The organism is Trichormus variabilis 0441, from assembly GCF_009856605.1.
Lineage (GTDB): Bacteria > Cyanobacteriota > Cyanobacteriia > Cyanobacteriales > Nostocaceae > Trichormus > Trichormus variabilis.
On record NZ_CP047244.1, the window covers coordinates 203472 to 229216 of the forward strand.

The following is a 25745-nucleotide window of genomic DNA, read 5'->3' on the forward strand; positions in this document are numbered from 1 at the left end:
GGAGATTGAATCTAGTACCCGTACCGCAAGTGATAGTAATCTGACTTTTCTTGTGCCAATTCTGCTTCGTAGTCGTAGTAATCTGCCTCATCTAAAAACAGGCTAACTTGTTGAGTCTGCAATGTAGATTTTGGGGATTTTTTTGCCTTTTTTGGGTTAGAATTTATAACAGTTTTCATCTCTATACAACTTCAATTCATCTAATGAAGTTGCACGTTAGTGCTTGTTATAGTTCTGATGATTAAGGGAGAAAATTAATCTTACCCCTTCTTATAATTATTGGTAATTTCTCTAAATTAAATTCTACAACGTAGAAAATGGTCAAGGTAGAATGGGCGATTACTCCTTTTGAGGAAGAGTTTGAACGTTGGTATCGTCAGGCTGGCTATCGAGAGAGGTTTCTGTCAGGATGTTCCGAAAAATATTTACCAGTACAGCAAGGAGAAATTTTGGTTAGAGTCAGCAATGATAAATTTTTATCAGGTTATGAACTACTTTCATGGCGACTAGCTAAAGATTCATCAATATCTTGACTATAGGTCAACTCTTTTATACCCTCGCTTTTCTCTTCGCTCTTGGAGCTTGTAGTAAGTTATTAACGCGGCTTGATAATCAGGACAATCTAAATCTTTTGACTTGCCAAATCCTCTATATATGGCACTGCCCCAAGTTTTAGTGATCGTCCATTCTCCAAATAGGTTTTGGCAAAGGGTTAAGGTGTAGAATCGCGTATCTCTTTGCCACTTTGATTGAAGCCATTTGTCAAGTTGGTAGGCAATTTTTACAGTCATCTCAACCACGTTTTTGCTCTCATCTAATTTGATAAATTAGTTGACTCAAATCAATGATGTGAGAGCAAAGACGCTGAAGTAACGCTACTTCATGACTGATGACTAAAATTCCTATTTCATGCTCCTTGGCGTATTTAATCACTACCTGCCAAATCAGAGCTTGAGTGTTAGCATCTAGCATTGCCGTCATTTCATCTGCAACCAAGTAGCGTGTGGAAGAATTGAGCGATCGCGCCACTGCAATCCGTTGTAACTCACCCCCACTGAGTTCATGAGGATAGCGATTGAGCCAACTTTGGTGAATGCCCAAAGCAGCGAGTAAATCATCTGAAGGCTGCTGTCCTTCTGCTAAAATCTTGCTGATTCGCCAGCGCGGATTGACAGCTAGTTCAGGGTTTTGAAAAATCATCTGTACAGGACAATAACTACTGCTGGGTAAGGGTTGACCATTACAAGTTATCTTTCCTTGAGTCGGTTGGAGATATCCCGCTAGAAGTTTAGCAATTGTGGTTTTACCCAAACCACTCGCCCCAGTCAAACCCACAACTTCGCCTCTGGCTAATTCCAAACTAAAATCTTGCAAAATCCACCTTTGCTGCGAATGGTGACGAAAAGATAAATGTTCAGCCTTCAACATGAATACACCTCACGGGTGCGCCCCGTACTATGCGAACTTGGGGTCTAGCTTCTAAGCAAGTTTCTGTTGCTAGGGGACAGCGATCGCCAAATAAACAACCAACAGGTAAAGCCTCTGGGCTGGGTTGGCTACCAGGAACAGGGATAAACTCATTTTGGGGAAGCGATCGCCACAAAGCTTGGGTATAAGGATGACGTAGATTTCCAGATGTGAAATCACCAGCCTTCGCCACTTCTAGGGTTGTTCCTGCATAAAACACAGCCACTTTATCCGCCACTTGCAAGGCTGCTTCTAAGTCGTGAGTAATTAAGATGACACCTTTACCCTCACTAGCCAGTTCCCGCAGATGATTCAGCGTCTCTACTACAATCTCTGGATGTAGCCCAGGAGTAGGTTCATCAGCAATTAACAACTCAGCACATCCTATTGCTGCTGTAGCAACTAGCACTCGCCGCGCCATACCTCCAGAAATTTGAAAAGGATACTGCTGTTTCACCACCGTAGCTAACCCATAGCGGTCAAATACTCGATCTACTTGTTGTTTAGCTTTTATCTTAGGTAATCCACTTAAATGACCTGCACGATTTACCTGAGAACCCACACGCATCAAAGGGTCAAGGTAGCTTATAGATTGTGGAATTAGAGCGATTTGCTTTCCTCGCAACTGCGCCTGACGTTCTACAGTTAACGGTTCTCCCTGAAATATTATCTGTCCTGTCACTTGGGCGTTGTGCGGTAATATACCTAAAATGGCGTGAGCGAGTAAACTTTTACCTGAGCCACTAGAACCAACAACTGCAACGACTTCACCAGCATTAACCTCTAAATCTAAGTCAGTAATTACAGTTAATTGCTTCTGGGTTAAGCCCACATCATACATTGTAAAAGTGACACTGAGATTTTTTACTGATAGCATATTTTAGTTATTAGGGACTTACAGAGAATAAATTATCCAATTTATCTGCTTCAAAACAACTGTCTTTCCCCCTGCTCCCTGCCCCTTTGCAATTAACGTGATTGTATATTTTTAAATTGAAAGTCCCTTACCCCTGGCTAGTTTTTGGGTCTAATAAAGCGCGTAGACTTTGCCCTAAAATATCAAAAGTTTGTACAGCTATGAGTAAAGATGCTCCTGGTAAAACCGCTAACCACCAATATCCAGCCGATAAGTAGCGCATTGACTCTGAGAGAATAATGCCAATAGCAGGAGTTTGTGCGGAAATTCCCAATCCCAAAAAAGTTAAACCTGCCTCATGTAAAATTGCATGGGGGAAGAGTAATATCAGCCCTACCAGAAATTGGGGGATAAGATGGGGGAGGATGTGGTGACGAGCAATCCACAAGGGAGAATGACCCAGTTTGGCAGATAGTTGCACATAAGCAGCACTTTTGAGTTGCAAAACTTCTGCTCGTAAAAGTCGAGCTAAACTAGTCCAATGAGTTAAGGCGATCGCAATAATTAAACCCTGCGTACCACCGCCCATAGCAAAAGCCACTAAAATAATTAATACTAAGTGGGGCAGACTAAAAAATACATCAATTATCCAAACAATTACTGCATCTACTTTGCCGCCTAAAGTTGCGGAAAGTGTTCCTAAGATTAAACCTATAACTGCGCTGACTGTAGCTGTTAATAGCCCCACCCATAAACTCAAACTCAAACCGTGGAGAGTGCGAGTTAGCATATCCCTACCTAACCAATCTGTACCAAAGGGATGGGCGAATGAAGGTGCTAAGTTACGTTCTGGTAAAGCAATTTCCAAACCATCTGTACCAATGATTTGGGTACTTAACAATAAAGCGATTAATATGATTGTGCATAATGTAGCGATCGCTAATGTCTGACGGCGACGATTGCCTAAAAAGTTAGACAATTTATACCAAAACTTTTGCGGGTGAGAAACAACCACTGGGATTTTCATGATGCAGATTTCCCAATACGGATACGCGGATCGATTAGCTGATAAGCCAGATCAGCTAAAAAGTTACCTGTGAAAACAAATAAAGCACTAAATAACACAATTCCCACTAGTAATGGCACATCACTCCGCATAGCTGCCTGTGTAGTAGCATCACCTAATCCTGGGTATCCAAATACTCTTTCCGCTAGGACAGAACCGCCAAATAATTCGCTCAAACTAGCAAATTGTAATGTAATGGCTGGTAGTGCAATATTCCGCAATCCATGATGGATAATAAAGCCCATTTTGGTTTCACCTTGAGCAAAAGCAAATAAAGCATAGTTGCTATGTAGAATTTCAATGAGTTTTTCACGGGTGTGCAGAGCAATACTAGCAATCCCAATTAAGCTTAAAGTTAAAGCCGGTAAAAATAGATGATGTAGGCGTTGCCAAAATGTCACATCTTCTAGCAAAACACCAATAGGTGCAGCACAACAAATAGGGGCTAGTCGCCATTGCACAGCAAATAAACTTAGTAGCAGCAACCCAATCCAAAAAGTTGGACTAGATGCCAAAGTATAGGCATAAAGGCGAATGATTCTATCTATTATTGAACCTGCATTTGCCCCTGCCACAAGACCTAAAGTAATGCCCAAAACACCTGATATTAGCCACGCTAACGCCATCAATGCTAAAGATGTTTGAAAGCGAGTTGCAATGACATTTGAGACTGATTGATTAAAAATTATCGAAGTGCCTAAATTTCCTTGGAGAAATTGCTGTAACCAAAGAAAAAAGCGGGTAGTCATCGGTTGATCTAATCCCCATTGTCTAGCAATTAATTCTCGTTGTTCTGTGCCAATGCGAGAAATATCTGCACCCACATAAGCATTGATGGGGTCAATTGGAGAAAAGCTCATCAATACAAAGCTACACACCGAAACAGCTAGCAAAAGTAAACATAAATGTAAAAATTTTTTGAGTATAAATAAAAAAATCCGATTCACATTTTTATCTCCTCATCAAGATAAGCAACTAATTACATATCCACTTCCACTTAGTAATATTGATCATAATTGAGCCAGTGTAATTACTAGCCTGAATTGGTCTACCAATATCTAAACAAGAACTCACAAGATAAATTTGCTCCAGGTTGACTAGCCAAGCTGATGCTGCATCTCCTATGGTGACTGTCCCAGTTTGACCGTTCCATTGCGCCTGTTGCCAAAACGGCAAAGCTGCTGTTTCTGATGCGGCGGCCATTGCTTTGTCGAGTGCTTGGTCAACCTGGGGATTAGAATAGTAACCGGAGTTACGCCAGTTTCCTTGGGCTGCCGAACTGTGGTAAAGAATGTATAACTCCATTGGGTCGTATATTCCCCAGGGAAACAGCCCTACATCTTGGTGCATTCGCCGCGAAATATCTTCCCAGCTTTTACCGTCAACGTTAACTTTGATACCTACAGGTTTGAGCATTTGGGCGATCGCTAATGCTAGACCTTGGGAGGTAGGATTACTTACAGGGTAGAGAATCGTAAATTCTGCTTTCATCCCCGCTTTTTCTAATACCCCATCCCCGTTGCTATCTCTCCAACCTCCTGCGCTTAAAATTTGTTTTGCTTTGTCGGGGTTTCCATCTGCGATCGCCGCTTGTGGTTGATCCCAAGGTAATTTACTGGCTGCACCATAAGCTGGTGAACCATAACCTTCTAAAATACCTGTAACTAAAGCTTGGCGATTAATTGCGTAATTCACCGCTTGGCGAATGGCTCGGTCTGCTGTGACATTGTTACCAATGGGATTTCCCTCAGTAGTTTTACGTCCTGTATTGGGAAGATATGGAAACATCAAGCCTACACGACTATTGCTGTTGATGGCATACAAATTCATTCCTGTAACTGACTGCTTGGCTAAAAAAGGCGGAATTTGTGCTAAGTCCAGTTCTCCCGCTTTGGCAGCCGTAAATACCGCATCTCCTCTAGTAAACAAAAATACAATCTTTTTGATTTCTGGTTGTTCGCCGTAGTAATCGGGATTAGCTTCAACAATCATTTGTTGACCTTCATCCCATTGCACCAAACGATAAGGGCCTGAACCAATGGGATTTCGACCATAGTTTTGATTATGCAGATGTTTGGGGACAATTCCCAATTGGGCGATGCGATTAATAAAGGTAATTTGCGGCTGCTTCAGATATAGTTCTACTTCATAAGCACTCTTCGCTACAGCTTTATCCAAAATTGTCACATCGGTTAGACCAGGACTGGCTTTTGCTTGATTAAATGTATAGGCGACATCTGCGGCTGTTAGCATTTTACCATCAGAAAACCGCACATCTGGACGGATTTTAAACCTCCAGACTTTTTTATCAGGACTCAAAGTATAACTTTTAGCCAAATCATTAACTAATTGCAGATTTTCGTCCCGACGTACCAAGGTACTTTGGAACAAAGGAGGGTCATGATAACCCCAACCCAATGTCGGATCAAACCCTGTTGGTGAATCTCCCCACCCCAAAGCAATCACAATTTGCTTTTTTGGCTGAGAAGGATTGTTAGCTACTCGCTTAGGTGTAGCTAAATTACAACCCACCAAAATTTGTATGAGGATGATGCCAAATAGTACCTTGAAGTGTTTCATATTAAAACTGCACTGATACTGTTCCCAATACCGTCAAAGGTGCTTGGGGATAAATATAGAAGGTATCGGTGTTGTAATACTTGGTATCAAACAAATTGCGGAAATTGAGTCCAACTTTGAGATTATCCCGACGGTAGGATAAAGCCGCATCGACTCGCACGTATGAAGGAAGAGTGAAGGTATTTGGTAGTTGGGCTTCTCTTTCAGACGCATATACAAGTCCTAAACCAAATCCTAATCCTTGTAAATTCCCTTTTTGTAATTCATAGGTAGTCCACAAACTTGCACTGTGTTGTGGAATCCCGGCAATGCGATCGCCTTCAGGAATGCTATTATCTCTACTGACAAAACCATTGGCATAGGCATAGTTAGCAATGATTTTCCAGCCTGGTAGTATTTCTCCTGCTATATCTAATTCCACACCACGACTTTTTTGTTCGCCTGTAGCGATACTAAATCTAGGGTCTGCTGGATCACTTGTTAACACATTCTGTTGCGTAATTTGATACAGTGCTAAGGTTGTGGAGAGGCGATTGTTCAAGAAATCCTGTTTTATCCCTACTTCAAACTGTTCCCCTGTTGTCGGTGGAAACTGCTCACCTGTACGACTAACTCTAAAAAATTGTGGGTTAAAGGAATTAGCCCAATTGAAATACAGTGATGTTGTGGAACTTGGTTGATAAACTATCCCCACTCGTGGCGAAAAGCGAGTAGTTGTTTGCTGGTTAATAGTTGTATTAGTAATTTTGTTGACTACAGAGACATCATTAATATCAAATCTAACACCAGCTAATAGTTTCAAATTTTGTGAAATCTCGATGAAGTCTTGTAGATAAATCCCCAAGTTATCTGAGCTTTGCTTGCGATGTAATTCTTGTTCAAAGTTTATTGCTTGTGCGCCATATTGGGGGTTAAAAATATCGATTGGATCTAGCGTTCCTCGGAAGTAATTAAAATCATAGCCCCAACGCGATAGTTCCAGACCAACAAGAATTTTGTGTTGAATAGAACCTGTTTTAAATTCGCCAAATATTTCATTTTGGAGTACGTAATCTTCTTGTTCTTCTTCGGTTCTCAATGGTGAACGGGGTAATGTTCTGCGGTCATTGCCTAGAGGGTCAAATAGTTCTACTTGGCGGGTATCACCATTGACAATGATGGCACTAAATCCTTGGCGAAACTTCCAAGTATCAGTAAATTTATGCTCAAAATTATAACTAACTGATGTGGAATTAAAGGTAGCATCATTAAAATTTGGCTCACCTAAAAATCTACTAATTGGTAGTTGAAAAACTTCCCGCTCTGGCGGAAAGTTATAATCAAAAGTGTAGTTATAGTTTTGTTGTTCTAGCTCTACTGTTAGACTGGTTTTGGGACTAATTTTCCAGGTAATAGCCGGGGCTACAAAGAAACTTTCATTTTCATTAAAATCGCGGAAACTACCGGAATTTTGATAGGCTAAATTCAGACGATATAACAAAGAGCGATCGCTGGTTAATGGGCCGCTAATATCAAGCGTCGGACGATAAAAATCATAACTACCAATGGTTGCACCAAGATTGTAATAAGGTTCTTCTATCGGCTTTTTGGTGACTGTGTTGGTTAATCCACCTAAAGAAAAACGTCCTCCATACAACACAGAAGCGGGGCCTTTGAAAAACTCCACTCGCTCAATATTAGCGATATCACGACTACCAATAACTCCAATATCTCGGAAGCCATTGCGAAGACTCTGATAAGCCAATGAAAGACCCCGAAAGTAATAACCTGTCAAGGATGTTGAACCACCGTATCCTGGTAGTTCTTGAACTCCACTGACATTTTCGATAGTTTCACCAATGCGAACTATTTGTCTATCTTCAATTACCTGACGGGGAACTACTTGAATTGATTGGGGAATGTCCCTGAGTGGAGCTTCTATCTTGGTTGCAGTTATCGCACTAGGAACACTGTAACTATCACGTTCTCCTGTCACTACTAATTCAATCGGTTCTTTCTCTTGCGCCGATGGTTGAGTTGGTGGTGTTTCACTACTAGGTTTTTCAGTATCCGGTGTTTGTGGTGGTGGTGTAGATGTTGCATCTGGTGTGACACCAAAAACTAAACCTGCATCGTCGTCAAACAACTCAACTTTGGGAAGACTGGTTTCACCTACCACTACAACGCGAATACTATTAGCATCTTGATTGGTGACTATAACTTCTGCAACTCCCGCAACTGGCTTTTCTTGGCGGAATGAGTCACCAGTTGTCAGACGCAGTTGCGCGTTGGATATATCTGCAATAAAGTTATTCCCCTCGTTCTGAGTTGCGGTTTGTAGCTTGTCTGATGAGGGAGTTTCTAAAATGACTTCCACACCGTTAGCTGTTGAGTTCAGGCGCACTCCCGTGACAATTGTGACTGCTGCATTTTGTGGTTGCTCCTGCGCTAACAGTCCTTTGATGTTCGTTTGAGGAATCTGTGTGTTTGGTACTTCTGTATTCTCTGCGACATTTGGGCTTGCTTGTGCGTTTGCAGGCTGAGTCCCCAATAAAACAATAGTTCCTATAATTCCCAAATAAGCACGTTGTCTACGTTTCAAAGCTTTACTCCACACCAAATTTTTATGAAATCAACACCAACTCAGTTGCACGCGATCACAATCCGCTTGACTCTGAATGGGTTGTATATGATAATCATTCTCGCACAGTCTAAACTATCTATTCTAAGTAAAAATGAAAAAACTGCATCTACAACGCAACAAATTTAGATTTGTTAAATCTTTCTTTCCCTAAATAGCTGAGAAATCAATTTATTTTTCTGATAAGTGATTGATTGATTAAGTATTGGTTAGTTAAGACTATTTTGGCTGCATTCAAAATATTTTGCTAGGTGGTCATAGAAAATAAAGATAATCATTCCTACAATACCAATTTGATAATAAAAGTCAAGTATTTCCTGAACTATCAGTTACTTAATTCTATACAAAGTAATTAGATAACTTTTTTAAAATTGGACATTTGGTCAAATTAATTTAAAATTATCTCCCATGATTTTCTAGCCAAGATAAACATGAATTTAGAGCAGCAGAATATTTTGTTTTTGAATGAAATTGCAATATTTGTTTATATTTGACAGAAACAAACATTAGATGATAAATATTATCATTATCAAGCAAATAACACCTAAGAGACTTGCAAACAACATAGATATCCTATCTGTTTAGAAGCTGGGAAGGCTGGGAGAGAAAAAATCTGATCATTGTCTTCGCGTTTCAAAGTTGGGATAATTTAATTTCTAGAAGTCATAAAATACTAAATTATCAACCCTTCCCAAGCATCTAATTATTAACAACCATAAACAGTTTTACTCCACAAAAATAATTAAGTCATGGAGTGGTATCAATGGATAAGAACCTTTCGCAGAAATCAGTAGAATTTGTGAATTTGCTGGAAATTATCCGTTGGCGATCGCAAAAGCAACCTCAGCAACAAGCCTACTGTTTTCTACTGGATGGAGAGGTTGAAGTCCAATCATTAACTTATGGGGAATTAGACAATCAAGCTCAGAGAATTGCTGGTTTATTACAAGCTTTTGGAGTCAAAAAAGGCGAACGGGTTTTACTCCTATATCCACCAGGTTTAGAATTTATCACGGCATTTTTTGGCTGTTTATATGCAGGAGCGATCGCAGTTCCGGCTTATCCACCGCGTGCGAATCAATCCTTATCTCGGCTGAGTGTGATCGCTACTGATGCAGATTCAACAGTCGCACTGACTACAACAACCGTCTTGTCCTACTTACAGCAGCATCCAACATTCAACGTTCTGCGGTTGCTAACCACAGATAACATGATGGCTGATGACTGGACAAATTTATGGCGACAGCCAGTTATAGATAGGGACACCCTGGCCTTTTTACAATACACTTCCGGCTCTACAGGTACACCAAAAGGCGTAATGGTGAGTCATGGAAACTTACTGCATAACCAGTTGTTGATTAAACAGGCGATGCAGCACACCACAGCAACCATCTTTGTGGGTTGGCTACCACTGTTTCATGACATGGGTTTAGTGGGGAATATGCTCCAGCCTCTATATTTGGGGATACCTTGCATTCTCATGTCTCCAGTGGCATTTTTACAAAAACCTGTGCGCTGGCTACAAGCAATTTCTCAGTATCGCGCCACAACTAGCGGCGGCCCTAATTTTGCTTATGATTTGTGCGTGCGGAAAATTACAGCCGAACAACGAGCTACCTTAGATTTGAGTAGCTGGGAAGTAGCTTTTAACGGTGCAGAACCAGTTCGCCAAGCAACACTAGAAAAATTTGCTGTTACCTTTGGTGAATGTGGCTTTCGCCGCGAAGCATTTTATCCCTGTTACGGAATGGCAGAAACCACATTGATTGTTTCTGGAGGCTGTAAAACAACTCCACCAGTATTACAGCCAGTCCAATCAGATGCTCTAGCGCAAAATCAGATAGTTCCAGCTAAAGCGGGAGAAATCGGCACACAGATATTGGTAGGTTGTGGTCAACCCTTAGCGGATCTGAAAATTGTCATTGTCGATCCCCAGACCTTGAGTGCTTGTAGCGATCGCCAAGTTGGTGAAATTTGGGTGGCGGGAGCGAGTGTAGCTCAAGGTTATTGGCATCAGCCAGAGCAAACAGAGTCCACCTTTAAAGCTTATACAAAGGACACCAAAGAAGGGCCGTTTTTGCGTACAGGAGACTTGGGATTTTTACAGGATGGTGAACTATTTATCACAGGTCGTTTGAAGGATCTGATTATTATTCGGGGCAGAAACTATTATCCTCAAGACATTGAAAATACAGTCCAGCAGAGCCATCCAGCTTTAGAACCTCACGGTGGGGCAGCATTTAGTATTGATGTGGATGGGGAAGAAAGACTGGTGATTGCTCAAGAAGTCCAACGCAGTCACATACGAAAGTTGGATATAGACGAGGTAATTGCCACAATCCGTGCGGCTGTCGCGGTCAATCATGAAATACAACTGTATGGGGTACTGCTGCTCAAACCAGGGAGCATTTTGAGGACTTCTAGTGGGAAAATTCAGCGTTATGCTTGTCGGGCGAAATTTTTAGCAGGAAGTTGGGAGACTATTGCCAGTAGCATTTTAGAAGGTATGGAAACTGGGGTAAGTGTAGCGGATGAAATTATCTCAGAACAGCCACAGCTAATATCGTACTTGCAACAGCAAGTTGCTCAAATTCTGAAAGTGGAATTATCGCAAATTCAACCACAACAGCCTTTAAGCACTTGCGGTATAGATTCTCTCATGGCCATTGAACTCCAGCACACCGTTGAGACGAAATTCGGTGTAGTTTTGGCAGTTAAAGACTTTTTGGCAGATGTAAGTATTAATCAATTAGCAACGGTAATACTCGACAAATTAAGCTCCCATACAATTGACGAACCAGTACAAAATTCTCACTCGTCTGAGTATTCCCTTACTTACGGTCAGCAAGCTCTTTACTTTTTACAACAACTAGCACCAGAAAATTATGCTTACAACATTGCTAGGGCGGCGCGGATTTATGGTGATTTAAATATTGCCGCATTCCACCGAGCATGGCAAATTTTAGTTGACCGTCATCCGGCTTTGCGTACCAGTTTCATCACTATTGATGGACAACCAAGACAAAGAGTTTGTCAACAAGTAGAAGTTTGTTGGCTACAACAAGATGCGACAACATGGGATGAGACATACTTAAGCGATCGCTTATTAGAAATAGCATACCGTCCCTTCAATTTAGAGCAAGATCCGTTGATGCGGTTGAGTTTATTTACTCGCTCATCTCAAGAACATATCTTGCTGCTAGTTGTTCACCACATCATTGCTGACTTTTGGAGTCTGACGATATTAGTAGATGAGTTGGGAAAACTTTACCAAGCCGAAAATCTTCCCCTCATAACCTGCCAATATGCTGACTATGTAAGCACTACAGCCAAAATGATCGCTAGTTCTCAAGGAGAAAAACTGCAAGCTTACTGGGAACAGCAACTAGCAGGAGAACTACCAGTGCTGAATGTGCCTGCTGACCGGATGCGGCCGCCCATGCAAACCTATAGAGGTGATAGTATAAGTTGGCAACTGGGTCAAGAACTAACAAATAAACTGCAAAACTTCAGCCAACAGCATCAAGTCACGCTGTATATGACTATGTTGGCAGTTTTTCAAGTCTTGCTGTATCGCTATACAGGCCAAGAGGATTTGTTAGTCGGTTCGCCAACCACAGGGAGAAGTCGGGCTGATTTTGCTGGGTTGGTAGGTTATTTTGTCAATCCGATAGTATTGCGGGCAAATTTCGCTGAAAATCCAACATTTGAGCAGTTTTTACAACAAGTGCGATCGCTGGTTTTGGATGCGTTAACTCACCAAGATTATCCCTTTGCACGGCTAGTTGAGCAACTACAGCCCACACGCGATCCCAGTCGCTCACCTATATTTCAAGTGATGTTTGTCTTTCAGAAAGCACACTTGTTGAATAACGAAGGATTAGGCGGCTTTGCTTTAGGGGAAGCTGGTGCAAGACTAAAATTAGGGGAACTAGAGTTAGAGTCTTTACCACTGTCCAAGCGAATAGCTCAGTTTGACCTTACCTTAGCGATCTCCCAAGTCAATGGTGTACTATCGACTTCTTGGGAATACAATGCAGATTTATTTGATGCAGCCACTATTACCCGCATGGCTGGGCATTTTCAGACATTACTAGAAAGTATCATTGTTGAACCTAGCCAGCCCGTGGGTATGCTGCCAATGCTGACTCAGCAAGAACAGCAGCAATTACTATTAGAGTGGAATGCTACTCAGAAAGATTACGACAGTATTTGTTTACATCAGCAATTTGTCACTCAAGTCGAGAAGACACCAGACGCGGTAGCAGTAGTTTTTGAGCAGGAAGAAATTACTTACAAACAATTGAATCAACAGGCTAACCAACTAGCACATTATCTGCAAGGTTTGGGAGTCAAAAAAGAGGTGTTAGTTGGTGTTTACTTAGAGCGATCGCCCCAGATGGTAGTCAGTATTTTAGCGATTCTCAAAGCGGGAGGGGCATATTTACCTCTAGATCCTAGCTATCCGCGAGAACGTCTGGCTTTTATGCTCCAAGATGCTCAAGTTGCAGTTTTATTGACTCAAGAGAAATTTTTACCCAGTTTACCCGAACATCAAGCAACGGTGGTTTGTCTGGATAAAGACAATGAAGTTTGGGCTAGTGAAACTATTGTCAACCCAGTGAATGAGGTAACAACTCATAACCTAGCTTATGTAATTTATACATCCGGCTCAACTGGCAGACCAAAAGGGGTAATGAATACCCATCGCGGAATTTGCAATCGCCTAGCTTGGATGCAGGAAACTTACCAATTGACGATAGTAGATAGAGTGTTACAAAAAACACCTTTTAGTTTTGATGTGTCGATTTGGGAATTTTTCTGGCCTTTGACTACCGGGGCTTGTTTAGTGATGGCTCGACCAGGAGGCCATCAAGATAGTGCTTATTTAGTTAAATTAATACAAGAGCAGCAAATTACCACGATTCATTTTGTACCTTCAATGCTGCAAGTATTTTTAGCAGAACCCAGCGTTGAAGCGTGTAAATGCTTGCGACGGGTAATTTGTAGCGGGGAAATATTACCTGTGCAACTGCAAGAGCATTTTTTTACGCGCTTGGATGCAGAATTGCATAATTTGTATGGCCCCACAGAAGCCGCAATTGATGTTACATTTTGGGCTTGCAATCGCCATTCTGATAAAAATATTGTCCCCATAGGACGAGCGATCGCCAACACGCAAATCTATATACTAGATAAGCATTTACAACCAGTTCCTATTGGTGTTCCAGGAGAACTACACATTGGCGGAGTAGGTGTAGCTAGGGGTTATCTCAACCAACCACAACTCACAGCCGAGAAATTTATTGTCAATCCTTTCAGTAACAACTCAAATAATCGCCTGTACAAAACTGGTGACTTAGCACGCTACCATACAGACGGTAGTATTGAGTATCTAGGAAGACTAGATGACCAAGTTAAGTTGCGTGGTTTCCGCATAGAATTGACAGAAATTGAGTCAGTTTTGACGCAACATCCAGATGTGCGGAAAGCCGTTGTTGTGATGCGGGAAACATCGGCTGTAAAACGTCAAGTTGTGCTGAATCCTCCAGAAAATAACTCAGAAATTACGGATTTACGAAACTTCCTCAAAGGGGAATTAACCGAAGAACTGCTAGTTGAATCAACAACAAAGCAACTCATCGCCTATTGTGTTTGTCGTCATCAACCTGCACCCAATATTACTAAATTACGCCGCTTCTTAGGTGAAAAACTACCTGATTACATGATTCCGGCGACGTTCATCATGCTTGATGCACTTCCTGTCACCGCAAATGGCAAATTAGATAAAAAATCTCTACCAAATCCCGGTCAAGGTAGACCTAATTTAGAAAAATCTTTCGTCCCTCCTCACACTCTACATGAAAAGATATTGGCGCAAATCTGGAGCGAAGTTTTGGGAATTGAACAAGTGGGGATTCACGATAACTTCTTTGAATTGGGAGGAGATTCTATCCGCAGTATTCAAGTTGTAGCGAAAGCCCAGGAAAGAGGTTTAAGCTTCTCTGTAGCGCAGGTTTTTCAACATCAAACTATCTACAATTTATTAACAGCTATTTCCCTAAATCAACTAGATAGTTTATTAACCGAGAAAACCGCAGCTTTTAGCTTAATATCAGCCATTGAAAGAGATAAACTGCCCAATAATATAGAAGATGCTTATCCGTTAACCAGAGTTCAAACTGGCATCATTTTTCATAGCCAGTACAACTTGGAATCCTTGATGTATCATGACATTTTTCAATATCATCTGCGGGTTCGTTTTGACTTAGATTTATTACAAATGGCGATAGAACAGCTTGTAACTCGCCATCCAATTTTGCGTACCTCCTTTGATTTAATTAACTTTGATGAGCCTCTGCAACTCGTTCATCAAAGTGCGTGTATACCAGTAGTTGTAGAGAATTTGCGCTCATTATTACCAGCAGCACAAATACAGGTAATTACATCTTGGATTGAAATTGAAAAACATCAGCGTTTTGACTTGTCTTGTCCACCACTGATGCGCCTATTTATTCATCGTTTGACAGATGAAACCTTCTGTCTCACTTTAAGTTGGCATAACTCAATTTTAGATGGCTGGAGTAATGCTTCTCTCTTAACAGAATTGTTACAGCGTTATCATACTCTGTTGAATGGAGAAGAAAATCAGATAGAATCAGCTTTGACAATTTCCTACCGGGATTTTGTCGCTGTCGAAAGTCAGATTTTACAATCTCCAGAATATCAAAACTATTGGCAGCAAAAATTACAAGGATTGGTGATTAAGCCAATCCCTCGTTGGGATAAAAATAACGCAAAAAAAAATGTCCAAGTTGGTGTGTTAGATGTACCGATTTCGCCTCAAGTTTCTCATGGACTCAAGCAACTAGCGCGACTCGCCGAAGTTCCTTTAAAAAATGTCTTGTTAGCTGCACATTTGAAAGTGATGAGTTTATTAATTAACGATGAGGATGTGTTAACAGGATTAGAATCTAACAGTCGGTTAGAGGAAGCTGACGGAGAAAAAACTCTCGGAACTTTTATTAATACCATCCCTCTACGACTACAACTAGAAGCAGGAACTTGGATTGAATTAGTACAGCAAGCTTTTGCAGCCGAACAAGAGTTATTACCCTACAGACACTATCCCTATTCAGAGTTGCAAAAATTTGGCAATCGCCAGCCACTCCAACCTTTATTAGAAACAGTGTTTAATTATACACACTTTCATGTTTATCAACGTCTGCAAGATTTATCAGGGTTAGAAATTATTGGGGGTCAAGGTTTTGGTGAAAGTAACTTTACCTTGAGAGTAGAGTTTAATCGCAACCATATTACTGACCACATCCAACTTGACTTAGAGTGCAAAATTGCAGAAATTAGCAGCACTCAATTAGCCGCCATTGGTAGCTATTACAGCGAAACCTTGATAGCAATGGCTACACAGCCATTTAACCGCCATGAAGAACAATGTTTGCTAAGTACCGCACAACAGCAACAAATACTAGTAGAGTGGAATGAAACTGCGATCGCCTATCCTGAAAACTTGTGTATTCATCAACAATTTGAGGCGCAAGTTGTACGTAACCCCGATGCGATCGCCCTAGTATATGAAAATGAACAACTCACCTACCAAGAACTCAACCGACGAGCTAATTTACTAGCAAATCACTTACAGCGTCTCGGAGTTTGTGCGGATACGCTAGTAGCTATTTGTGTTGAGCGTTCTTTAGAGGCGATCGTGGGAATATTGGGAATCCTCAAAGCCGGAGGAGCTTATTTACCACTCGACCCCACTTATCCTTCAGAGCATCTCGCCTTTATATTAAAAGATACTCAGGTATCATTGCTATTAACTCAATCCCAACTATTGCCAAAAATACCAAACAATAAAGCACAAACTCTCTGCTTGGATTCTGAATGGGATATTATCGCCAACAATAGTGATGACAATCCCAGTTGTAGAACAACAAAAGAGAATCTCGCCTATGTAATCTACACCTCCGGTTCTACAGGTAATCCCAAGGGAGTGTTAATTACTCACCAAAACTTAGTCCACTCCACCAACGCCCGTATAGCCTACTATCAAACACCAATTAGCAGCTTTTTATTAATTCCATCCTTTGCTTTTGATAGTTCTGTTGCCGTTATTTTTTGGACATTATGCCAAGGTGGTAAATTAATTTTAATTAAAGATGGTTGGCAACGAGATATTTGGCAGTTAGCGCAACTAATTGAGCAACATCAAATCACACATTGGTTGAGTGTACCTTCACTGTATAACTCCCTGTTAGCGCATATAGAAAAGCAGCAATTAATATCGCTACAAACTATAATTGTAGCGGGAGAAACCTGTAGCATTGAGTTAGTCAAAAATCATCAAAAATTACTACCAAATACATCCCTATTCAACGAATACGGCCCAACAGAAACCACCGTTTGGAGTAGTGTTTATAACTGTTCTCACCACGATTTAAACAACAATTCTATTCCTATTGGTCGTCCCATTAGCAATACCCAAATTTATATACTCAACTCTCATCTCCAACCAGTACCAATCGGAACACCTGGGGAAATCTACATTGGTGGTTTTGGTGTAAGTAAAGGATATCTCAACCGTCCAGAATTAACCATTGAAAAATTCATTCCTGACCCTTTTAGTAAACAACCAAACGCACGCCTATATAAAACCGGAGATCAAGCACGTTATCTCAGTAATGGCAACATTGAGTTTATCGGACGTATAGATCATCAAATTAAACTTAGAGGATATCGTATTGAACTAGGGGAAATTGAAGCAGTATTACAACAGCACCCTCAAGTTAAACAAGCAATCGTGATAGCGAGAAATAGCGACTCAGAAAATCAGCAGTTGGTAGCTTATATTGTCCCATCTCAAACACAAGATTCTTTAACTAATGAACTACGTTCTTTCTTACAAACCAAACTACCAAATTACATGATTCCCTCAGTCATCCTGCAAATAGATACACTCCCACTAACCCCCAACGGTAAAATTGACCGCCAAAAACTACCCACACCAGAGCAATTACAACCCAACAACGAACTTTTAACTGAACTTCTCAAAAAACTCAATTCACTTTCAGAAACCGAAGTAAAAACCCTACTTTCTCAAAAAAATCATCAACCTAATTAAATCCTCTCCGCGCCTCCGCGTCTCTGCGTGAAATACCTTAACTCTATATTCTTGACATGAACGAAGATATTTTAAATCAGATTAATCAACTTTCCCCAGAAAAACGCCAACTTCTGGAAATGTTAATGCAAGAAGAAGCGACAAAATTACAAACCAATTATGTCGCACCCCGCACAGCAGTCGAGGAAACATTAGCTAATATTTGGGCTGATGTATTAAAACTCCAGCAAGTTGGTATTCATGACAATTTTATTGAAGTGGGTGGTGACTCGATCCAAAGCATTAAAATTGCTGCTAGAGCAATGAAATTAGGAATTAAATTCACCATCAATCAAATTTTTGACCATCCCACAATTGCCGAACTAGCAACAGTAGCAGATACAAGTTTATTCAATACAAAGCAACAGACTTTAACTACTACAGAAACGGCACAATTTTCGGAAGCAGAATTGAGCCAAGCCGAACTTAATCAAATTCTCAAAAAGCATCAAAGTTAAATATGGAAGCTGAAAATATTGTAGATATTTACACCCTTTCACCTACTCAGCAAGGCATACTATTTCACGTACTGTCTGCGCCTGATTCTGGTGTATATTTTAGCCAAACAACTTGTATTTTACAAGGTAATCTAAATTTATTAGCCTTTGAACAGGCTTGGCAAGAAGTTGTCAACCGACATTCTGCTTTGCGGACAGGTTTTGTATGGGAAGGACTAGAAAAGCCAGTTCAAATTGTTTACCGTGAGGTAAAACTAGAAATTGCCAAATATGATTGGTGTGAACTTGATATTGCAAATCAACAAGCACATCTACAAGATTATTGTCTAGCTGATAAAATGCATGGCTTTGACTTAGCCAAACCGCCACTCATTCGGTTAACTATTATTAAAATTGCTGCCGAAAGTTATCAATTTGTTTGGACTAGCCATCACTTAGTATTAGATGGCTGGTCTGGTGTGATTCTGCAAAAAGAAGTGTTTGCTTTTTATGAAAATTTTTGTAATGGTAAACAACTTGACATAGCAACAAATCCGCCTTTTCGAGACTATATTACATGGTTGAAGCAACAAGATATTTCTCAAACTGAAACTTTCTGGCGACAAACTTTACAAGGTTTTACTACCCCAACACCTTTGTATAAAAATATTAAAAATCAGATAAATCAGCCAGCATATTATCAGCATCAAACAATTTATTTATCTGCAAGTGATACAGCATCGATAAATAATTTTGCTCGAAAATACCATTTAACTGCGAGCAATTTAGTATTAGGAGCATGGGCATTACTGCTTAGTTATTATAGCGGTAATCAAGATGTACTGATAGGAAAAGTTATGTCAGGTCGCCCAGTTGGTATGACTGGAGTTGAATCTACAGTAGGCATTTTTGTGAATACTTTACCTGCAAGAGTGCAGGTATCTCCAGAAGATTCATTATTAACTTGGCTGCAAAGTATCCAAAGTCAACAGATTCAATTACATGAATATGAATATACTCCACTTGTACAAATTCAAAGTTGGAGTGATGTACCGCCAGGTGTAGCTTTATTTGACAGTCTTTTGATTTTTCAAAATACTTTTCTAGATGTTTTACAGGCAGAAATTGGCAGTCTCACAATTAGCAAAATTCATACAGAAGACTCGACTAATTATCCCCTGACTATCAATGTAATTCCAGGTATAGAGTTATGTTTAAAAGCTAGTTATGATGTCCGTTGCTTTCATGAAAACAAAATTAATAGGATATTAGAAAACTTCCGTTATCTGTTAGTAAATATGGTGAATGCACCAATTTTAAAAATAAATGAATTAATAAATAAAATTCAGGCTTATGAAAAAAAACAAAAGAATCAAGAATTGCAAGAAAGTCAAAAAATAAACTTTCAAAAATTAGCCACTATCAAACCACAGACTTTTAGATTATCTTTTGGCAGTTTGGTAAAAATAAATTATTTGTTTCCAGATAAGCCAATACCTATAGTTATTCAACCACTGGAAGACAATCTAGATTTAGTTACATGGAGTCAGAATAATTTAGATTTTATTGAACAAAAGCTTTTAAAGCATGGAGCAATTTTATTTAGGGATTTTAAGATTAGCTCAACATCGATATTTGAAAAGTTCATGAGAGTGATTTCTCCAGAATTACTAGAATACCGAGAACGTTCAACGCCACGAACAGATTTAGGTGGAAATATTTATACATCAACCGAGTATCCTGCTCATGAGCATATTGCTTTGCATAATGAGTTTTCTTATGCTTATACTTGGCCTCTGAAAATTTGTTTTTATTGTGCAGAAACAGCCGTATATGGCGGAGAAACTCCTATTGCAGATTGTCGGCAGTTTTTAGCAAAAATTAATCCAAAAATTAAAGATAAATTTATCGAAAAACAAGTGATGTATGTCCGTAATTATGGCAATGGTATAGACCTTTCTTGGCAAGAAGCATTTCAGACTAATGATAAATCTGTGGTTGAAGATTATTGTCGTCAAGCCCCGATGGAATTTGAATGGCTAGATGAAAACCGCCTCAGAACTCGTCAGATACGTCCGAGTGTGGCAATACATCCAAAAACTCAAGAAATGGTGTGGTTTAATCAAGCGCATTTATTCCATATTTCAAATTTAGATTTAGAGGTACGTGAAGCACTTTTAGAACTATTTAAGGAGTCAGATATTCCCCGCAATACTTATTATGGTGATGGTTCTCCTATCGAGACTTCAGTATTAGATGAAATTCGGGAAGTTTATCAGCAAGTATCTGTAAAGTTTCCTTGGCAGAAAGGAGATGTATTATTACTGGACAATATGTTAGTGGCGCATGGTCGCAATCCATTTGTGGGTAAACGCAAAATTTTGGTGGCGATGGGAGAGGCGTTTACGCAAGAACATTAATTTAGGAAATAGGGAACAGGTAACAGGGAATAGGAAAACTATATGAAAAAGCAAAATATAGCTGGTTTTAGTAAAGTTGATGATACTGCAAATCCGCAAGATTTTGTATCTTATTTAGATGCTATCAGTAGCTTAAATTCTATTCAGAAGTACAAACAACAAACATTTACGCGCTTAGAAATACAAGCAGGCGATCGCATTCTTGATGTAGGCTGTGGAATAGGTGATGATGTGCGATCGCTTGCTGTCAAAGTGGGAAATGCTGGCGAAGTAGTTGGAATTGATCGCAGTGAGACAATGGTGAAAGAAGCCCAAAGCCGATCCGCAGATTTGGGTTTACCTGTTGCATATTATGTAGGCGATGCAGAAAAGCTGGAGTTTCCCGATTGTACATTTGATGCTTGTCGTAGCGATCGCACTTTTCAACATTTGTTAAATCCCCGCCAAGCTTTAACGGAAATAGTGCGCGTCACCCGTTGCGGTGGACGAGTTGTTGTTTCTGATCCTGATTGGGAAACTTTGGTCATTGATACAGGCGATCGCGCTTTAACTCGCAAGATATTAAACTTTCATTGTGATAGTTGCGTTAACGGCTGGATAGGACGACAATTACCTACGCTTTTTCAAGAAGTTGGGTTACATAAAATCAATGTTGATACATATACTTTAATTTTGACTGACTGTACCTTAGCAGATAAACATTTGGGAGTAATTAATGCGGCGATGAAAGCCCAGCAAGCAGGTTTAATCTCAATCGCAGAAGCCGCTAATTGGATTACTAATTTGGAAGCAGCAAGTCAAGCTGGTCGTTTTTTTTGCGCTATTACAGGTTTTTTGGCTTTTGGATGTAAGCCTTAATAGTAATTACTAATTAGTAATTCTGGCCAATACTAGATTTTAACTGTACAAAATTAATATGCTAAATACTATTGAAGGATTTGAACTTTCACCACAACAGAAACGCCTTTGGCTATTGCAGCAAAATAGTTCGGCTTACAGAGTCCAACTGGCTATTTCCATAACAGGAAACCTTGATGTTGCAATTCTCAAATCTGCTTTCGATAAATTGATAAATAAACATGAAATTCTTCGGACAAGGTTTCACAAAATACCCAACTTTAAATTTCCTATTCAATGTATATGCGATAGACCCCATATATACTGGCAAGAAATTGATTTGACGAGTTTAGCCTGGGAACAGCAGCAGGATAGAATTACAGAATTATTTGAGTCAGAAAAATACTATTATCTTAACTTGCAGTCTGAGACTGTGATGCGTTGCTATCTGCTATCTCTATCGCCACAACAACATACATTAATTTTAACACTTCCTGCCCTTTGTGCTGATAGCAAAACTCTGAATAACTTAGTACAAGAAATTAGCAATTTTTATTCTCAAACTGCACATCATGATGTAAATGAACCACCTATACAATATACCCAATTTGCAGCTTGGCAGAATGAAATTATCGCAGACACAGATATAGGTAGAGAATATTGGCAAGAACATGAGATTGATAAGTTTCTTGGTTTAAAACTGCCTTTAGAAAATCAAGCTACTGTTAAATCAGAGTTTCAACCGCAATCTCTAGCTATCCAACTTTCTCCTGATCTAGTAGCGCAAATCAAAGCTTTTGTACAAAAATGCAAAACTTCAACCTCTGAATTTTTATTAACTTGTTTTGCGATTTTACTGTCTCGTATTACCCAACAACCAGATATTGCTATTACTGTTCTTTTTGATGGTCGCTCCCATGAAAGTTTGCAATCTGCATTTGGTTTATTTGCGAAATATTTACCAATTCATTTTCTAAATGAAAATGATTATAACTTTTACCAAGCTTTGCAAGCGATCGCCCAATCAGCTACTGAGGTTAATGTTAGACAAGATTACTTTAGCTGGGAGCAAATATTTCCAGAATTAGAAAATATTGAGGAGAGATCACCACTATTTTGCTTTGAATTTGAACAGCTACAACATGATTATATTAATAACGAACTTTCATTTACAATAGCTCAAAAATATGTTTGCTTAGAACCATTTAAAATTAAACTTTCTTGTTTTGAGCAAGCAGATACAATTACTACAGAATTTCACTATAACTCCACCTTATTTTCAGCAGATAGCATTGCAATATTAGCGGGTCAGTTTCAAACATTATTAACTAACATTATTCATCAATCAAATATAGCAATTAGTGAATTACCAATTTTAAGCCCCATTGAAAAACAACTACTCACAAACTGGAATAATACTCAAACAGAATATTCCCAAGATAAGTGCATTCATCAGTTATTTGCAGCCCAGGTAGAACAAACACCAGACAAAATTGCAGTAGTATTTCAAGACCAGCAACTTACTTATCAAGAATTGAATTCTCAAGCGAATCAACTAGCGCATTATCTCCAAGCTTTGGGAGTAACAGCAGATGTACCTGTAGGTATTTACTTAGAACGTTCGTTAGACATGGTGGTAGGTTTATTAGCCATTCTCAAAGCTGGAGGTGCTTACGTACCATTAGATCCCACCTATCCACAAGAACGACTAGCGTTTATGTTAGCAGATACCCAAATATCAGTCCTGCTGACGCACAAAAAATTAGTTGAGGGCATTACTCAAGATGCACTGCATATTATTTGCTTAGATGAAGATAGAGAACTTATCAAATCTCAAAATTCAGAAAATCTAGCTAATCAAGTAACAGCAGATAACTTAGCATATATAATCTACACTTCTGGCTCAACTGGTAAACCTAAAGGTATAAGTTTAGCTCATCGTCCTTTAATCAATCTTCTTCAATGGCATAATTCAACTTTATTAACTGGAGTTCGTACCCTTCAATTTGCTTCCCTGAGTTTTGATGCTAGTTTTCATGAAATATTTGCCACTTTGCTCAGTGGGGGAACACTATTTATTGCATCTGAAGAGTTAAGAGTTGATGTTATTAAGTTAGGCAAATATATTTCTGCACAGTCCATTGAAAAGGTAATTATCCCGGTTGTTGTCTTACAACAATTAGCTGAGTTTGTTGGTGATTTTGGTATTGCTCCCTTGCATATTGAAATGTTACAACACTTGCAATAAATCACAACTACAGGTGAGCAATTACAAATTACTAAACCTATCATCAACTTCTTTAAAGCCTTAAAACATTGTTCCCTGCATAACCATTATGGCCCTTCAGAAACTCATGTAGTAACTGCCTTAAAATTGAGTCCAAATCCTGATGAATGGTCATATCATCCACCTATTGGTACTCCAATTGCGAACACGCAAATTCACATTCTAGATTCACACCTAAAACCAGTTCCCATTGGCGTTATTGGTGAACTTTATATTGGGGGAGTTTCTTTAGCAAGAGGTTATTTGAACCGACCAGATTTGACCAATGAGAGATTTATTCCTGACCCATTTAGTAAAGAAACTGGTAGCCGTCTCTATAAAACTGGAGATTTAGCACGCTATTTATTAGATGGGAATATTGAATATCTAGGACGCATCGACAACCAAGTTAAAGTTAGAGGTTTTCGGATTGAATTGGGTGAAATTGAAGCTGTATTAAATCAGCATCCTGATGTAAATAAAGCAGTTGTTTTGGCTCAAACAGACACCACAAATCAGCAGCGTTTGATTGCTTATATTGTATCTAATCAAGCAGTACAGGAAGCAACGAGTGATTTTCATAGCTTCTTACAAAAAAAGCTACCGGAGTACATGATTCCATCAGCTTTTATTTTCCTAAAATCACTACCTTTAACATCAAATGGAAAAATAGACCGCCAAGCATTACTGAATATCAATTTAGATGATTATCTCTTCAAGGCTAACTTTATAGCACCACGCACTGCGGCTGAAAAGGTGATTGCAAATATCTGGAAACAAACGCTTGGTGTGAATCAAATCGGTATCTATGATAATTTCTTTGCATTGGGTGGACACTCGCTGTTAGCTACGCAAGTTTTCTTTAAGCTGAACAAGATTTTTCAGGTAGAGTTATCGCTATCTCAACTATTTGAAACACCGACAGTTGCAGGGTTATTAGAGGTGATTACACAGCAATTAGGTGGAGTTGATGTTGTGGAAAATATTGCTCAAATATTGTTAGAAATTCAACAGTTTTCACCGGAGGAGGTGAGGGAGATGCTTGATAAGTAATATTAAACGCAGAGGGGAGGCAGCGCGTTGCGGGAGTTCCCCCCGTTGTAGCGACTGCCGTCGCGCGAAGTAAACGCAGAGTCACGCGGAGTTTTTGACTGAGGATTAATTTATTGAGGACATGACTATGATTTTGACACAAGCGCAGTTAAAGGAATATCAAGAGAAGGGTTTTATCTTATTACCCGATTATTTTTCTGCTTTAGAAGTGGAAAGAATGAAAACTGAACAGGCTCATCTCTTGGCAGGAAATGCTGATTACACAGTTTTAGAGAATGATAAAACAACTATTCGCTCTATTCACGGTTCTCATACTAATAGTCATGTTTTTCAGAATCTCTCACAAATTTCTCGTTTGGTTGAGCCTGCAATGCAAATTTTAAATAGTCAGGTTTATGTTTATCAATTCAAAATTAATATTAAGGCGGCGTTTAGTGGTGATGTTTGGCAATGGCATCAAGATTATATTTTTTGGCGAAAAGAAGATGGAATGCCAACTAATAGAGTGACGAATGTTGTGATTTTTCTGGATGATATGAATGAATTTAACGGGCCGCTATTTTTTATTCCTGGTTCACATCAAGAGGGAATGATTGATATTGTTACCCAAAATGTTATAGATAGTAAAGAGCAGAATAATCCCCAATGGTCTGCAAATTTTTCTAATAACTTAACTTATTCTTTGAATCGTCATACTGTTGCTAATTTAGTTAATAAATATGGAATTTCGGCTATCAAAGCATTAGCTGGTTCGGCGTTATTTTTTGATAGTAATATTGTTCATGCTTCACCTAGTAATATATCTCCTTTTTCTCGGAGTGTGGTAATTATTACTTATAACAGTGTTGAAAATATCCCTGTCAGCATTCCGAATAAAAGACCAGAGTTTATTGTTAGTCGAGATTATCAATCGATTACTCCTGTATCAGATAGTTTTTTAATTACAAAATAAAATTTATAGATAT

At 39.4% G+C, this 25745-nt stretch carries 14 protein-coding genes and 1 pseudogene; 8 read left to right on the forward strand and 7 right to left on the reverse strand.

Features of this window, described 5'->3' with window-relative positions; all coding sequences use genetic code 11:
- Window positions 1-11: 11 nt before the first annotated feature.
- A complete protein-coding gene (locus GSQ19_RS29900) occupies window positions 12-179 on the reverse strand; it encodes a hypothetical protein (protein ID WP_011316884.1) in 168 nt (55 codons plus the stop codon).
- Window positions 180-317: 138 nt separating this feature from the next.
- Between GSQ19_RS29900 and GSQ19_RS29085 the strand changes: the two genes are divergently transcribed.
- Window positions 318-533, forward strand: a complete 216-nt coding sequence (locus tag GSQ19_RS29085) for a hypothetical protein (protein WP_041457384.1) — start codon at window positions 318-320, stop codon at window positions 531-533.
- A gap of 277 nt (window positions 534-810) precedes the next feature.
- On the opposite strand, the gene GSQ19_RS29090 is transcribed toward GSQ19_RS29085, so the two are convergent.
- From GSQ19_RS29090 to GSQ19_RS29115, 6 genes are all read right to left on the reverse strand, one after another.
- A complete protein-coding gene (locus GSQ19_RS29090) occupies window positions 811-1428 on the reverse strand; it encodes an ABC transporter ATP-binding protein (RefSeq protein ID WP_011316885.1) in 618 nt (205 codons plus the stop codon).
- Window positions 1415-2344, reverse strand: a complete 930-nt coding sequence (locus GSQ19_RS29095; protein WP_011316886.1) for an ABC transporter ATP-binding protein — start codon at window positions 2342-2344, stop codon at window positions 1415-1417. The genes GSQ19_RS29090 and GSQ19_RS29095 overlap by 14 nt, the downstream gene beginning before the upstream one ends.
- A gap of 127 nt (window positions 2345-2471) precedes the next feature.
- Entirely contained in the window at window positions 2472-3350 is an 879-nt protein-coding gene (locus tag GSQ19_RS29100; RefSeq protein WP_011316887.1) for an ABC transporter permease, read from the reverse strand.
- The gene (locus GSQ19_RS29105) at window positions 3347-4336 is read right to left on the reverse strand and encodes an ABC transporter permease (protein ID WP_041457382.1); all 990 of its coding nucleotides are present in this window, start codon (window positions 4334-4336) and stop codon (window positions 3347-3349) included. Before GSQ19_RS29105 ends, GSQ19_RS29100 begins: the two co-directional genes overlap by 4 nt.
- A gap of 28 nt (window positions 4337-4364) precedes the next feature.
- Window positions 4365-5969 carry an ABC transporter substrate-binding protein gene (locus GSQ19_RS29110; protein WP_011316889.1) on the reverse strand — a complete coding sequence of 535 codons (1605 nt, stop codon included), beginning with the start codon at window positions 5967-5969 and terminating at the stop codon, window positions 4365-4367.
- A 1-nt stretch (window position 5970) separates the two neighbouring features.
- A complete protein-coding gene (locus tag GSQ19_RS29115) occupies window positions 5971-8550 on the reverse strand; it encodes a TonB-dependent siderophore receptor (protein ID WP_224311861.1) in 2580 nt (859 codons plus the stop codon).
- Between the two features lie 802 nt (window positions 8551-9352).
- Here GSQ19_RS29115 and GSQ19_RS29120 point away from each other — a divergent pair.
- The 7 genes and pseudogenes from GSQ19_RS29120 (at window position 9353) to GSQ19_RS29150 (ending at window position 25732) form a co-directional block, all read left to right on the forward strand.
- Entirely contained in the window at window positions 9353-17728 is an 8376-nt protein-coding gene (locus GSQ19_RS29120) for a non-ribosomal peptide synthetase (RefSeq protein WP_011316891.1), read from the forward strand.
- 56 nt (window positions 17729-17784) lie between these two features.
- Window positions 17785-18225, forward strand: a complete 441-nt coding sequence (locus tag GSQ19_RS29125; RefSeq protein ID WP_011316892.1) for a phosphopantetheine-binding protein — start codon at window positions 17785-17787, stop codon at window positions 18223-18225.
- A 2-nt stretch (window positions 18226-18227) separates the two neighbouring features.
- Window positions 18228-20624: a condensation domain-containing protein gene (locus GSQ19_RS29130; protein WP_011316893.1), complete on the forward strand. Its 2397-nt coding sequence runs from the start codon at window positions 18228-18230 to the stop codon at window positions 20622-20624.
- Between the two features lie 42 nt (window positions 20625-20666).
- Complete coding sequence (locus GSQ19_RS29135; protein WP_011316894.1) at window positions 20667-21482, forward strand: class I SAM-dependent methyltransferase; 816 nt, start codon at window positions 20667-20669, stop codon at window positions 21480-21482.
- A 58-nt stretch (window positions 21483-21540) separates the two neighbouring features.
- Window positions 21541-24336 (forward strand): annotated as a pseudogene (locus GSQ19_RS29140) (non-ribosomal peptide synthetase); the annotation flags it as partial.
- A gap of 3 nt (window positions 24337-24339) precedes the next feature.
- On the forward strand, window positions 24340-24780 hold the full coding sequence (locus GSQ19_RS30220; RefSeq protein WP_235622545.1) for a phosphopantetheine-binding protein: 441 nt from the start codon (window positions 24340-24342) through the stop codon (window positions 24778-24780).
- A gap of 127 nt (window positions 24781-24907) precedes the next feature.
- Complete coding sequence (locus tag GSQ19_RS29150) at window positions 24908-25732, forward strand: phytanoyl-CoA dioxygenase family protein (RefSeq protein WP_011316897.1); 825 nt, start codon at window positions 24908-24910, stop codon at window positions 25730-25732.
- The last annotated feature ends 13 nt before the right edge of the window (window positions 25733-25745 follow it).